This is a genomic window from Sandaracinaceae bacterium (assembly GCA_016706685.1).
Classification (GTDB): Bacteria; Myxococcota_A; Polyangia; order Polyangiales; family Houyiibacteriaceae; genus JADJJE01.
In genome coordinates this window covers 192,095-205,548 of sequence record JADJJE010000013.1, presented here as the reverse complement: position 1 = coordinate 205,548, position 13,454 = coordinate 192,095, and the positions used below count along the sequence as shown (strand labels likewise).

12 protein-coding genes and 1 pseudogene are annotated in these 13,454 nt (G+C 70.8%); 8 read left to right on the top strand and 5 right to left on the bottom strand.

Going from position 1 to position 13,454, the window contains the following annotated elements:
- Window positions 1-39: 39 nt before the first annotated feature.
- Complete coding sequence (locus tag IPI43_17145) at window positions 40-978, top strand: sigma-54-dependent Fis family transcriptional regulator (GenBank protein ID MBK7775832.1); 939 nt, start codon at window positions 40-42, stop codon at window positions 976-978.
- Window positions 979-1,040: 62 nt separating this feature from the next.
- Here IPI43_17145 and IPI43_17140 read toward each other — a convergent pair whose 3' ends face one another.
- A complete protein-coding gene (locus IPI43_17140; GenBank protein MBK7775831.1) occupies window positions 1,041-1,682 on the bottom strand; it encodes a hypothetical protein in 642 nt (213 codons plus the stop codon).
- A gap of 41 nt (window positions 1,683-1,723) precedes the next feature.
- Window positions 1,724-1,909: pseudogene (locus IPI43_17135) on the bottom strand (hypothetical protein).
- A 266-nt stretch (window positions 1,910-2,175) separates the two neighbouring features.
- Here IPI43_17135 and IPI43_17130 point away from each other — a divergent pair.
- From IPI43_17130 to IPI43_17115, 4 genes are all read left to right on the top strand, one after another.
- Entirely contained in the window at window positions 2,176-3,684 is a 1,509-nt protein-coding gene (locus IPI43_17130; protein MBK7775830.1) for a hypothetical protein, read from the top strand.
- 40 nt (window positions 3,685-3,724) lie between these two features.
- On the top strand, window positions 3,725-4,801 hold the full coding sequence (locus tag IPI43_17125) for a hypothetical protein (GenBank protein ID MBK7775829.1): 1,077 nt from the start codon (window positions 3,725-3,727) through the stop codon (window positions 4,799-4,801).
- A 21-nt stretch (window positions 4,802-4,822) separates the two neighbouring features.
- On the top strand, window positions 4,823-5,923 hold the full coding sequence (locus IPI43_17120) for a hypothetical protein (protein ID MBK7775828.1): 1,101 nt from the start codon (window positions 4,823-4,825) through the stop codon (window positions 5,921-5,923).
- Window positions 5,924-5,984: 61 nt separating this feature from the next.
- Entirely contained in the window at window positions 5,985-7,082 is a 1,098-nt protein-coding gene (locus tag IPI43_17115) for a CehA/McbA family metallohydrolase (protein ID MBK7775827.1), read from the top strand.
- Between the two features lie 18 nt (window positions 7,083-7,100).
- On the opposite strand, the gene IPI43_17110 is transcribed toward IPI43_17115, so the two are convergent.
- Together IPI43_17110 and IPI43_17105 are read right to left on the bottom strand one after the other, a co-directional pair.
- On the bottom strand, window positions 7,101-7,646 hold the full coding sequence (locus IPI43_17110; GenBank protein MBK7775826.1) for a nuclear transport factor 2 family protein: 546 nt from the start codon (window positions 7,644-7,646) through the stop codon (window positions 7,101-7,103).
- 22 nt (window positions 7,647-7,668) lie between these two features.
- The gene (locus IPI43_17105) at window positions 7,669-8,652 is read right to left on the bottom strand and encodes a Rieske (2Fe-2S) protein (protein ID MBK7775825.1); all 984 of its coding nucleotides are present in this window, start codon (window positions 8,650-8,652) and stop codon (window positions 7,669-7,671) included.
- Between the two features lie 156 nt (window positions 8,653-8,808).
- Here IPI43_17105 and IPI43_17100 point away from each other — a divergent pair, with 156 nt between their 5' ends.
- Entirely contained in the window at window positions 8,809-9,438 is a 630-nt protein-coding gene (locus tag IPI43_17100; protein ID MBK7775824.1) for a TetR/AcrR family transcriptional regulator, read from the top strand.
- A 475-nt stretch (window positions 9,439-9,913) separates the two neighbouring features.
- Here IPI43_17100 and IPI43_17095 read toward each other — a convergent pair whose 3' ends face one another.
- A complete protein-coding gene (locus IPI43_17095) occupies window positions 9,914-10,390 on the bottom strand; it encodes a hypothetical protein (GenBank protein ID MBK7775823.1) in 477 nt (158 codons plus the stop codon).
- 369 nt (window positions 10,391-10,759) lie between these two features.
- Between IPI43_17095 and IPI43_17090 the strand changes: the two genes are divergently transcribed.
- Entirely contained in the window at window positions 10,760-11,683 is a 924-nt protein-coding gene (locus IPI43_17090; protein ID MBK7775822.1) for a hypothetical protein, read from the top strand.
- 612 nt (window positions 11,684-12,295) lie between these two features.
- Window positions 12,296-13,393, top strand: a complete 1,098-nt coding sequence (gene moaA, locus IPI43_17085) for a GTP 3',8-cyclase MoaA (GenBank protein ID MBK7775821.1) — start codon at window positions 12,296-12,298, stop codon at window positions 13,391-13,393.
- The last annotated feature ends 61 nt before the right edge of the window (window positions 13,394-13,454 follow it).

Here is a 13,454-nt window from a genome sequence, read left to right as displayed (position 1 = left end):
GAGGTGGAGGCCGAAGGGCTGGTGGCCAACAGCCCCGCCATGGTGCACGTGGTGGACCTGGCCCGGCGCATCGCCAAGTACGACTCCACGGTGCTCATCACCGGTGAGAGCGGCACCGGCAAAGAGCGCATCGCGCGCCTGATCCATGACGAGTCCACCCGCTCGCTGGGCCCCTTCATCGCCGTGAACTGCGGCGCCATCACCGAGACGCTCCTCGAGAGCGAGCTGTTCGGCCACACGCGCGGCGCCTTCACCGGGGCCACGCAGCACCGGCCGGGCCTGTTCGAGGCCGCCAGCCGCGGCACGCTGCTGCTGGACGAGATCGGCGACATCTCGCCGGGCATGCAGGTCAAGCTGCTGCGCGTGCTGCAAGAGCGCGAGGTGCGGCGCGTGGGCGACAACATCAGCCGCCCCATCGACGTGCGCGTGCTGGCCGCCACCAACAAGGACCTGCTGCACGAAGTGGCCGAGGGGCGGTTTCGCCAGGACCTCTACTACCGCTTGAAGGTGGTGGACGTGCACGTGCCCGCGCTGCGCGAGCGCAAGGACGACATCCTGGCCCTGGCGCGCATCCTGCTGGCCGACGCGGCGCTGCGCATGAAGCGCAAGATGACGGGCATGACCTCGGCCACTAGCGACCAGCTGCTGCGCTACGCCTGGCCGGGGAACGTGCGCGAGCTCGAGAACGCCATGGAGCGCGCCGTGGCCCTCGCGCGCGGCAGCCGTGTGGAGCTCGAGGACCTGCCCGAGGAGGTGCGTCAGGCGCTGCCCAAGGTGGTCACCATTGGCGACCACGTGCGCCCGCTCGAGGACATCGCCAAGGAGTACATCCTGGCGGCGCTGGCGGTAAACGGCGGCAACCAAACGCACACGGCCGACCAGCTGGGGATCGGGTCGGCCACGTTGTATCGCAAGCTGAAGAGCTACGGGCTCATCGCGGGGCGGGCTCCCAACGGGAAGGACGCCACCGCGTCCTGATTCGGTTTGCTGCAGGGCAGCATGGGCACCCCCGGCTGGAAGCCGGGGGTGCCCATTGTGCCTCAGAACGCGAGCTGGACGCCCGCGTTCACGCTGAGCTGTGCCCAGGACAAGGAAGCGTCCACCTCGCCCACCAGGGCGATGTCGTTGTTGGCGTAGACGCGGTGGTAGCGGAAGCCCACGTCCGTGAAGATGCCGAAGTTGCCGAAGGACACCTCCATGCCGCCGAGCATGCCGGTGTTGAAGCCGAGGTAGGCGTCTTCGCCCCAGGCCTCGCTGTTGGGCTTGAGCACGGTGAAGCCAAACGGGATGGTGGCCCGCAGCCGCACCACGTTGGTGCCGTTGGACAGGATGGGGATGCGCAGCCCGATGAACGGCGAGATGTCGAAGGCGAAGTCGCGGTCCGAGTACTGCTCGTTGCCGTAGCCCCGGAACTCGGTCATCAGGCCGAAGGCGAAGATGCCGGAGTACAGCGAGACGCGCACGCCGGCACCCAGCGTGGGGTCCAAGTCGATGTCGTTGGCGGGACGGCGGTCGCCGTTCACGCGCAGGCGGTACTCACCCAGGAACTCGCCGATGAAGTACCCCTCGATGGAGTAGCGGCGCTGGGGGACGTGGTGCTGAGCCTGGGCGACGGAGGCGACCGACGCGGTGCCGATCAAGAGGAGGGCAGTAGCTGCCAAGAGGAAGACGTGTCGTTGCATGCAAGGTCGCTCTGCATGGAGCGTGCCGCCCCGTCTGCCGCGCCCACACGCACGTTGCGGAGCGAGCCGATGATGCCGAAAGCCTGCAGCAACCACAGCACGAGGCAGATGATGACCACCACGTTGAGGATCGACTTGACGCGACTCTCCATGGGAATGAAGGAGTTGATGACCCACAAGATGAGGCCGACGACGACGATGGTGATGATCAAGCTGATGAGAGACATACGGATGCTTTCGTAGAGCGCGCGGAGGTCCGCGGCGAATGCGGCCGCCCTCTGCAATCGGCGTACCGTCGGAGCGGAACCACGCGTCAGCCGCCTGCGCAAAGCTCGAAGCTGCCGCGCTCATGCCGAGCGCGTCCCCGTGCCCATCACTCTGATGCGGCGCTCCGGTCAGTACGACTGGCCCTCGGCAGTGACCGAGCTGTGGCAGAACCGTGACGTGCGACCCGGGCCGAAGGCGCGTACCGTCGAGGCGTCACAGGCAGACCATGAGCGACGACCTCGAAGCACGAACGCTGGGATTCCACAGCAGCGAGAGCGGGCGCCACGCGCGCCTGGTGGAGCGGGTGGTGCTGCACGGGCGGCCGCGGGCCTTCGCCGACCTCATCCCCGAGCTGGTGCCCACCGACGCGCGCTTCGTGGTGCTGGACTTCGACCGCACGGTGCACCTGGGCCGCAACCTGGGTGAGCTGCTGGGCTGGGAGCTGGGTGCCCACCTGGCCTATGGCGAGGCCGAGCGGCAGGCCATGGAGCCGCGCCGCAAGCGGGGCCGCTTCGCGCTGGACCGCCACAACCCGCGTGGCGTGCTGCGCTACGTGGTGCTGGGCGTCCGCATGTGGGCCGACGCGGGCCTCTACTATCTGCTGTGGGGGAAGCTCCCCGGCGTCTCCCGCGCGCTCCACAAGCTGCGCTTCCGCCGCTTTGGCCTCGAGCCCGTGCGCGCCGTGCAGGCCGTGCCGCAGACCGCGCTGCTGCACCACTTGGCGGGTGTGCCGCTCGCGCTGCTGCGGCGCCTGGCGAGCGATGTGTGGGCGCGCCACGAGCCCGACCAGGTCATCACCGCCAGCGACATCGCCGCCATCCGGGCGCGCGCGCCGCTGGCGCACATCATCCTGGCCAGCGCCTCTCCCGAGCCCATGGTGGCGCTGGCGGCCGAGCGCCTGGGCGTGGACGAGGTGCACTGCACCACGCTCGACCGCGCGGGTGAGCAGCTGGCGTCACCCGTGCGCTGGTTTCGCCGCTTCGGGCGCCCCTCGGGGCCCGTGCAGTTCAGCGTCCCCAGCCGCCACGGCATCAACTCGAGCCGCGCCAAGGTGGAGCGTCTGGTCGCAGCGCACCCCGAGATCCTCGCGCCCGGCACCGTCACCGTGGGCATCAGCGACACGGGCTACGGCGAAGACCACTGCTGGGCCGACTTCTTCACCCACGTGGTGGACCTCAACAGCGACGCGCCCTTCCCGCCCTTCGTGGCCGCTGGCTCGCCGCTGCGCGAGGTGCACTCGGCGTTCGCCTTCTCGCGCGACGAGCTCCTGCGCCGCGAGCAAGACCCCACGTACCTGGACCCGCGCCGCGACCCGCTCCCCAGCGGCGTGGATCTCACGTTCGAGCGTGACCAGCTGGCGCACCTGCTGGGCAGCGACGCCGACGCCATCGAGCGGCTGGCCGCGCGCTTCCAGGCCGGCGTGGGCGCCCTCGAGGCCGCGCGCCTCGGCGTGGTGGCCCGCTACCAGGCGGTGCAGCAGCGCCTCGACGACCTGGTGCTGCTCTACAACCAAGCCACCGACGACGAGCGGCCCAGCCTGCTCACCCAGCTGGACCGGCTGCTCGAGCAAGTGGCCGAGCGCACCCACCTGCTGGGGCAGGTGGAGCGGCCGCTGGCAGACCTGGCGCACGGCCTCCAGCAGCTCCGCGAGCACGCGCAGCAGAAGCTGTTGGGGGAAGCCCAGCGGCGGACGGGCGTCGGAGCAGGCCCCGACATGCTGGACACCGCGCGCTGATCGCGTGCGATCCCCGGTGACCTCGATGGTACGTTCGCGCGTGGCCAACCTGGTCGTCACCCCTTGCACCCACTGCGGAGCTCCCCTCGAGTTCGAGAGCGGGCTCGCCAACGTCGTCCGCTGCGCCTTCTGCGGAACCACGAACGACATCGCGAACGCGGTGCCCGCTCCGGCGCAGAAGCAAGTCAGCATCGGGGTCATCCTGGGTTCCGTGTTCGGTGGTCTCGCGCTCCTCGTCGGGGGAGCGGTGCTGTTTGGGCACTACCGCGAGGCGGACAACGCGGACCGCGTCATGCGGCTCGAGGACATCGGCGCGTCCGACAGCCCCGATGGGCACTTCAGCGGAACGCGCGCAGCTCGGACCCCGGACGGAAGCCTGTGGGTGGCGTGCAAGCACGACATGCTCTGCGGCATGGACGAGGCCGGTGCGTGGCTCGGCACCGTGCGGCTCCCGCTCGCGCGCCAGAGCGAATGGAACATGACGCAGCGCTACGGGGCCACCCGCGGGATGGCCGGGGACCGCGCGGGCCGGCTCTACGTGAGCTACGACAGCGAGCTGCTCGAGATCTCCACCACCGATCGCCGCATCGTGAGGCGCGTCCCTGCGCTCCCCGAGGGCGAGCACCCGCGCTGCCTCTTCATGGCGGAAGACGACTCGCTCTTCATGATGACCTCCACCGACGACGTGGTGCAGCTGAACGCGGCCCGCGCGGTGCAGGCGCGCTGGCCCACGCCGGTCTTGGCCCTAGACCCTCGCCACCACGGCTGCGACACCATCGCGGTGGACCGCCAAGGGCAGGTGTGGGTCACGCCGGAGGGGGCGCCCGCCATCTATGTGTTCAGCCCCGCGGGGGTGCTCGTGCGCCGCCACACCCCCGGAGGCCACGGGCACTACATGGGCCTCGCGGTCCTCGCGGACGGTAGCGCCATCGCCGGCTACAACGATGAGCTGTTGCTCTTCGGCGCCGACTTCAGCGTGCGCGAAGGCCCCGTGACGTCACGGCGTCCCGGTTGGGCGGGTGTGGCCGAGGTCTTGCGAACGCCTGACGACACGCTCGTGGTGGTCACGCTGTTGGGCGTGGTGGCGCGCTGGGACGGGATCAGCACGCGATGGTGAGGCGATGACCGGGAGCGCTCGATGCCGAAGCTAGTCGAGGTCCGCTGCCCCGCGTGCGGCGCCCCGCTGCGGATCGACCCACGGGCGCCGATCGCGCTGTGCACGCACTGCCGCGTGCAGTCGCGCGTGCAGCGCGTGACATCTGCGCACGCTCTCTCTAGCCCCGGCGAAGAGGGCGTCATCCGCGTGGTGGTCGTCAGCGGGGCGCGCGTTGCCCTTCGCTCGATGGTCTTCGCGTCCATCTTGGTGGGGGTCGTCCTGGGCGCGCTGTCGATAAACTACGTGGTCGAGAGCGCCCGCCCGGGGATTGACGCGGACGCGGTCTTCGCCCTCGAGCTGGGCGCCGGCGCGTTGCGGCTCGACAGCTACAGCGCGCTCACCGTGCTGCGCGACGGAACCATCGTGGTGGGCTCGGAGAGCGGCCAGCTCGCCTTCGTGAGCGCCGCCGGCGAGCCCATCGGCCGGCTGGACCTGCCGCTCCCACGAACGAGAGCGCTGCTCCGCGGGCTGGCACCCGACGCGACCGGGGGCTTCTATGCCAGCCTCGGGGGCGCCATCCTGCACGTCACCGGCAGCCCCTTCACGCAGGCGAGCGTGGGGCCCCCGCTGCCCGCAGACCCCGCGCAGCGCATGTATGACGCTGTGGCCACAGACAGCGCAGGAGGGCTGCACGCGGCCACCGTGAGCGGGGAGTGGGTACGCGTGGACGGGAGCGGGGTCGCGAGCCAACACGTCCCACTCGGTGTGCCCAGCTTCGGTCAGCCGCTCCAGCTGGGCACGTTCGCGGTCGCCACGGACGGGCGGCTGCTGATCCGCCGCCGCTATGGAGACGAAGTCTGGTGGTTCGACCCGTCGCGCGGCGCGCTCCGCCCCGTCGCAGGCCTCACACCAGTCCCCAGCTCCAGCATCGCGTGCCTGGGCGATGGTTCGCTGGTCTACGACTCGCGCAGCGCCCTCGTGCGCGTCGACAGCCGCGGCGCCCACGCGCTCCCGCTCACCCGGCCAGGCTACTGGCAGTTCGACTTCGTGGCCGCCCAAGGCGATGGCGGCGTAGTCGCTCTGACCTTGGGTGGCGCCGTGGTGCGCTACGCCGCGGCGCGCGTCGCCCTCCCGTCGCCCTGAGGGCATCTGTCACTCGATCGCCACTCGTCACCGCGCGGCGTGCGGAGTACGGTGCCGCGGCATGAAGCTGTCCAATGCCCACCTCGCCATGCTCGTCTCGCTCGTCGCCGCCGGTTGCGGGGATGCGCCCGTGGGCCCGCCGGCGCCCACCGGTGAGTGGCTGCGTGGCGACCTGCACCTGCACTCGTCGCACAGCACCGACGCGCTCGACAACCCGGTCGACGTGGTCATCGCCCGCGCCGAGGGGCTGGGCATGGACTACTTCGTGTTCACGGACCACGACAACCACGTGAACGGCGCCATCACCACGTGGTCGGACCCGCTCTATGCGAGCGACCAGATGGTGATGCTCTACGGCACCGAGTTCACCACCGCGCGCTTCCACGCGAACCTGTTCTCCGCCATGCCGTGGGACCACCTGGCGCTGTACGCCCTGCGTGACGGGGCGGGCGAAGACATCCTGGACGAGGCCCACGCGCAGGGGCTGCACTTCTCGGTGAACCACCCCGTGAACATGGACCCGTGGGAGCTGCCGCTCTCCCTGCCCTACGACTCCATGGAGGTGTGGAACGCGGTCTTCCGCCTGCCCGCCAACAACACCCAGGCCATCGCGCTGTGGGATGGGCTGCTGCTGGACGGCCGGCGTGTCCCCGCGCGCGGCGGGAGCGACAGCCATCACCAAGAGGGCTACGAGGGCGGCCTGCTGAACGTGGGCAACCCCACCACGTGGATCTTCGCGCGCGAGCGCACCGCCGAGGCCATCATCGAAGCGCTGGGCGCCGGGCGCGCCAGCATCAGCTACGCCGCCGAGGCCGAGCGCCTGGACTTCAGCGCCGACGCCGAAGGTGACGGCGTGTACGAGACCCTGGTGGGCGACACGCTGCCCGCCGCGGGCCGGCGCCTGCGCTTCCGCGTGGAGGTCGCTTCCGCACAGGCAGACGCCGAGTACGAGCTGACGGTCCTGCGCAACGGCGAGCCGTTCATCACCCAAGAGCTCACCGCGACCAGCTTCGAGTTCGAGGACCGCACGGACGCGGGCAGCCGCGTGTACTACCGCGCCGAGCTGCGCGGGCCCGTGAACCTCACGGACACCACGGCGCCCACGCTCTACGGCAACATGATCGCGATGACCAACCCGATCTACGTGGGCTACGAGTGAGCCCGCGCGGCCCCGCGCTCAGAGCCCCGCGGGGCGCTGCGCGGGCCGGTGCTCCCAGAACGACGCAGGCCCCTTGGTCCACTCGGGCCCGTTGCCCCAGTCGAGGCGCGTGCGCCGCTCACGGTGCCGCGCGTCGTGCTGCTTCAGCGCCTTCTCGTAGGCCAGGTAGCACTGCACGCTGATCTTCTCGGCCCAGTAGTCTTCCTCGCGCGACCACATGCCGTTGCCCGCGTATTGCAGGATGGTCATGCCCGGGAAGTCCATGTAGCCCTCGCCGCTCGGGTGGTCGCGCCGGTTCTCCATGCGGAAGACCACGCTCCCGTTGCCGCTCGGGTTCACCAGGTGCCAGTCGTACACGCCGTAGATCTCGCCGTACTTCTCCATGAGCGGCTTGATCCACGCGCGGACGGTCTCGCGCCCCACCATGGTGCCCAGCACGCGCTCCTCATAGACCACGTCTTCCGTGAAGAGGTCGGCCCAGGCGTCCCAGTCTTCGCGGATCATCCCGGTGTTCCAGAAGTGGCGGAACGCCTCCTCGATCTCTTGCACGGCCCACGTGGTCATACGGCTGCTCGGCTCACTCTGCTCACTCCGCGGCAGCGGCTTCTTGCGGCTGGGCGTAGAACTGCTGGCACCAGCGCCGGAACATGCCGATGGGGCCGTCGCCGTCGCAGAGCAGCGGCGCCTCGTGCTGGATCTTGTTCTCCCAGATGGGGATGTCCTGGCCGAGCTGACGGCTGACTTCCTTCACGAAGGCCGCGCCCACGCCCTTGGCCACGTTGGCGCCGGCGCTCTTGTTCACCGCGAAGGCGAAGCGCACGTGCACGTTGTCCGCGTCGATGGGGGTGGTGCACGCCACGTTGAGCGTCTCCACGATGCCCTTGAAGCGCACCAGCGCCATGCCGAAGCCGTAGGCCAGGCTCTCCACCGAGCCGGGCACCGGGCCACGCGGGGTCTCCATGCCGGTGTTGCTGAAGACGCGCAGCACGTGCTCACGCACCTCGGCCTCGGACTGCGGCATGTTGGTGGCGCCGTGCACGTAGTGGAAGTGCGCCGAGTCCACCGAGTTCTCGGCCATCTCCTGGTTGGTGGTGCGGATGGTCCACTCGCGGATCTCGTAGTCCGTCCACATGGCGTTGCGCTCGCCGGCCGCGTTGCCCCACTCCGGGATCTCGTCCGGGATGTCCCACTTGGGGGCGCCGCCTTCGGGGTGGTACCAGGTCATGACGAGGCCACCCACCTCCTTGACGGTCCACTTGGGCAGGCACGCCTTGCGCGGCAGGCGCTGCGCGTAGGGCACGACCGCGACGTTGCCGTCGGTGCTGAACTGCCAGGCGTGGAACGGGCACTCGATGTTCTCGCCCTTGACCTTGCCGCCGTGGCCGAGGTGCGCGCCGAGGTGCGGACAGAAGGCATCCAGCAAGACCGCTTCGCCGCTCTCCGTGCGGTACAGGACCAGGTCCTTGCCGAAGTACTTGAGCGGCTTGACGTCGCCCGCCTTCAGCTGGTCGGTGTACTCGACCTGGAACCAACCCATGGGGATGCCTGGGGTGTAGTAGCGATTCTGCATGGCTGACTCTCCGAGTTCGGTCCGCGCACGGCGGGGCTTCGCCGCGTCCTGCGGTGGAATCGTCATACTAGAACATGTTTCAGTTTTGGCAAGCGCAAGCGGTGGCGAGCGCAAATCCAAGTGGTCTGCCGGCGGGCTGCTGGTAGTCTCCGCGCCATGGCAACGCGAAAGGCAGCGACCACCGGCAGCACGGTCCGGGCGGCGCGCGCAGAGCTGTACCGGGCGGCTATCCTCACGGCGGCCGAGCGCGTGTTCGCCGAGCAGGGCTACGAGGCCTCGCGCATGCAGACCGTCGCCGCCGAGGCGGGGGTCGCGCTGGGCACGCTCTACAAGGTCTTCGCCGGCAAGCAGGACGTGCTGGACGCCATCCATCGTCAGCGCGGCGAGGAGCTCATCCACGCGGCCATCTCCACGGCGGATCTCGCCTCGGGCGGTCCGCTCGAGGCCATCCTGAGCGGCACCACGTCGTACATCCGCTACATGGCCGCCAACCTGGACTACCTCAAGATCCACTTGGCGGGCGGCCACTCATGGGCGCTCGGCCGCGGCTACATCAGCCCGGAGCAGGTGCGGCAGTTCGACACCGGGCTCCAGGTCATCGCCATGTTCTTCACGCGCGCCATGGACGCCGGCGTCATGGTGAAGGAAGACCCGGTGCTCTCGGCGCGCCTCATGATCGCCGCCCACCAGGTCATGCTGTCCGACTACATCGACCACGGCGACGGCGACGTGGACGCGCTCATCGCCCGCGTGCGTGCGTACATGCTGCGCGCCTTCGCGGCGTGACCCCCCCCCCCCCCCCCCCCCCCCCCCCCCCCCCCCCCCCCCCCCCCCCCCCCCCCCCCCCCCCCCCCGCCCCCCCCCCCCCCCCCCCCCCCCCCCCCCCCCCCCCCCCCCCCCCCCCCCCCCCCCGCCCCCCCCCCCCCCCCCCCCCCCCCCCCCCCCCCCCCGCCCCGGGCCCCCCCCGCCCCCCCCCCCCCCCCCCCCGCCCCCCCCCGGGCCCCCCCCCCCCCCCCCCCCCCCCCAACCCCCCCCCCCCCCCCCCCCCCCGGCAAACGGCCGCGGGGCCCCCCCCCCCCCGCCCCCCCCCCCCCCCCCCCCCCCCCCCCCCCCCCCCCCCCCCCCCCCCCCCCCCCCCCCCCCCCGGCGCCCCCAAGCCCCCCCCCCCCCCCCCCCCCCCCCCCCCGGGGGGGCCAAAGAAAACCCCGGGCCCCCCCCGCCCCGCCCCCCGCCCCCCCCGCGCCCGGGGGCGGCCCCCCTGTCAGCGGGGCGCGCGGCAGGCGCCCGTGCTGGCCACCGAGACACCGGCCAGGTTGGCGGCACACGCGTTGTTGTAGGTGGTGCCGTCGCAGCCGCACACGCGGCGCATGCGCGCGTTGCACTCGGCCGGGACGGCGGTGCAGGTGCCGGGCGCGTCGGTCTGGCCGCAGTTCGCGGTAGCCGGGAAGTCGCAGAAGAGGCCCGCGGCACACGGCAGCGCGCCGCGCGTGCCGCAGGTCTCACCCGCCGCCGCTTCGGTGGGGGGGCACTCGCCCGTGCGGCCCACCGACACGCCGGCCTGAGCCGCTGCGCACGCGTTGCTGTAGGTCTGATCGTCGCAGCCACAGACCGGGTCGTGGTTGGCGGGGCACATCTCCGCGCGCGCGCGGCAGACGCCCGTCCCGTCGGCCGCGCCACACATGGCTTCGAGCGGGTAGTCGCAGAACTGGCCGTCGGGGCAGGGGTTACCCGCCACCATGCCACCGCAGGCCTGTTCGACCGGCTCCGGGCACGAGCGCACTTCCCAGGCGCACTCGCCCGAGTCGTTGCGCGAGCACACGCCCGTGGGGCCCGACTGGGTGACGCCGTCGGCGCACAGCTCGTTGGGCTGGCCCAACGCCGGCCCGCATGCGTCCTCGCCACAGGCGTTGGGATCGGCGGTCGACGTCTGCGTCCCACCGCAGGCGGCGAAGAGGGTGGAGAGCACGAAGACCAGGGCAATGCGCTTGTTCATGGGCCGCATTATCTGCCTCGGAGCGGTGCGTGGCACGCAATTCCTTTCGGCCCCCACAATCGCTGGCGGGTCGACCGCGCCATGGGCTACAAGCGGACGAGAAGGGAGTCATCCATGTCTCTTGAAGGTTTCTCTGCGGGCGCGTGCGCCGTGCACCCGGCGGTCCCCTCCGTCGCCACTTGCTCGCGCTGCGGCAACTTCATGTGTTCCTCGTGCCAGAGCCTCTCGCGCGCCGACCTGTGCGACGCTTGCGAGCGTGTCGTGGGGTCGTTCCCGCTGAGGCGAGAGAGCTTCGACGTGATGGAGGCCCTGTCGTACTCCTGGGAGCGCTACACGGCGCAGTGGCTGCTGCCCACCCTCGGCGCGCTGGTGTTCTTCGGCGTCACGTACAGCATCGCGTTCGTCGGTGGCATCGCGCAGGTGGCGCTCAACCAGACCGACCCCATGCTGGGCTCCATCGCGTATGCGGGGTCCCAGGTGGTGAGCACCGTGCTGAACGCCGTGCTCATGGCGGTGATCATGCGTTGCTCCGTGGCGGCGCTCCAAGGTCAGACCCTGACCGGCGATCACGTGGCTCAAGGCCTGCGCCGCTCGCCCATCTTCATCGGGATGCAGTTTGGCTACCTCGCCCTCTTCGCGGGGCTGATGGCGCCCTTCGGCGCACTCGTGGGCGTGGGGCTGTTTCAAGGGGTGGACGAGAGCCTGCTGTTCGGCGGTATCGCGGTCGCGTTCCTGGTCCTCCTGCCCATCCTGATCTACGTCATGCTGGGCATCGGCAACGCAGGCATCGAGGCGGTCATCGACCCCGAGGTGGGCCTCGTGGACGCGTTCAAGCGCTCATGGGCGGTCGCCGACGGCCAACGCTTCACCATGATCCTGAGCGCCATCATGACGTCGCTGCTCTCCATCCTCGGCCTCGTCGCCTGCTGTGTGGGCATCCTCCCCATGTGGGTGCTGTCCATGTTCTTGTGGGCCGCCACGTACCTGGGGCTGCGGACGGGGCTGTTGCCCACCCCGGCGCGCAGCTTCGAGAGTTGAGCCGGGTCTCGCTCACCGGAGGTCCCAACCGTCGACGTCGACGTTGACGTTGTCGTTGACGTGGGCGTGGTCTTTGACGGCGACGGCGACGGCGACGGCTATCGACTCGTCACAAGTCGATGGCGACCGAGGGAAGGTCTGGGAGGCTTCGAATCGGCTCTGGGAAGGTCAAGGCATTGGGCACCCCCGGCTGAAGCCGAGGGCAGCAAACCAGGCACGGACGTCCTGAAAGTCCCCGCCTGGCGGGGACTGCGTGGCTGAGGTTGGGTGAGCCTACCCGAGGTTACCCGGACCCCCAGAGGGAGGCGGCTGGAACGGCATGCGGGTCCGGGTCCCTTGGGTAGGACGCGCAACCTGCTACCAGCCCGTAGTCCGCGCCGACGGGCGGGACTTTCAGGTCGTCCAGGCCTGGTTTGCTGCCCTCGGCTTCAGCCGGGGTGCCCAAGTCGCCTTCGAAGCATTCGGCTTCCCGGTCACCAGCCCAGGACTTGTCGAGTCGATGCCCGGTCGCCGTCGCCGTCGCCGCAAACGACAACGACAACGACAACGACAACGACGACGTGGGCGTGAATGGCGGCTGCGACGTAGTCCGGGCGCTGCTACAGTCATCCGATGAAGCGCCTCCCCGTGGTCAGCAGCCGCATGGCGACCTACGACGCGCTCGCGGTCGTGCCGCCCACGCCGGCGGGCTTCGGCGCAAACGGTCTGCCGGCGCTCACGGACAGCCGCGGGCGGCGCTACACCTACGCGCGCATCAGCCTGACCGACCGCTGCGACATGGCGTGCGTGTACTGCATGCCGCCCGGTGGCGAAGACGAGCACGCCGTGCGTGAAGAGCTGATGACCTTCGAGGAGGTCGCGCGGCTGGTGCAGGTGCTCGCCGCCATGGGGGTCACGCGCGTCCGCTTCACCGGCGGCGAGCCGCTGGTGCGCAAGGACATCGTGCGGCTGGTGGCCCTCACCCACAGGCTGGCCCCGAAGGTGGAGCTGGTCATGACCACCAACGCCGGCCGCTTGGCCGAGCTGGCGGCGCCCCTGCGCGAGGCCGGGCTGCGCGGCGTGAACGTGTCCATCGACTCGCTGGACGAGGCGCGCTTTGCCGAGATCACGCGCGGCGGCTCGCTGCCCGCGGTGCTGGCGGGGCTGCACGCGGCGCGCGAGGCCGGCCTGCGGCTCAAGACCAACACCGTGGCCATGCGCGGCATGAACGATCGCGAGCTCGAGGCCCTGGTGCGCTTCGCTTGGTCGCTGGGGGCTACCCCACGCTTCATCGAGCTCATGCCGCTGGGCGAGGGCGCCAAGCTGCCCCTCGGCATGGGCATGACGCGCGCAGACGTGGAGCAGGCGCTGGGCGACCTCCTGGTGCATGCGGGCAGCGACACCGCACCGGCTGCGGCTGATCAGGGCCCGGCCCGCTACGCGCACGCACGCGGGGACGAGCAGAAGCAGGTGGGCTTCATCACCCCGCTGAGCAGCACCTTCTGCGACTCCTGCAACCGCATCCGCCTCACGGCGCGCGGCGACCTGCGCAGCTGCCTGGCGTCGCGCAGCGCGCTCAGCCTGCGGGACATCCTGCGGGCCGGCGGCACGGACGCCGACGTGGCCTGGGCGCTCGAGACCGCGCTGGGTAAAAAGGGCGAGGGTCACGGGTTCCTGAACGCCAGCGAGTCGGAGCACACCCACGTTGGGATGAGCCTGATCGGCGGCTAGCACCGGGCTCCGGGGCGACCGCACCGCTCCCGTCGCAGAATTCCGCCCATAGTTTCAACCT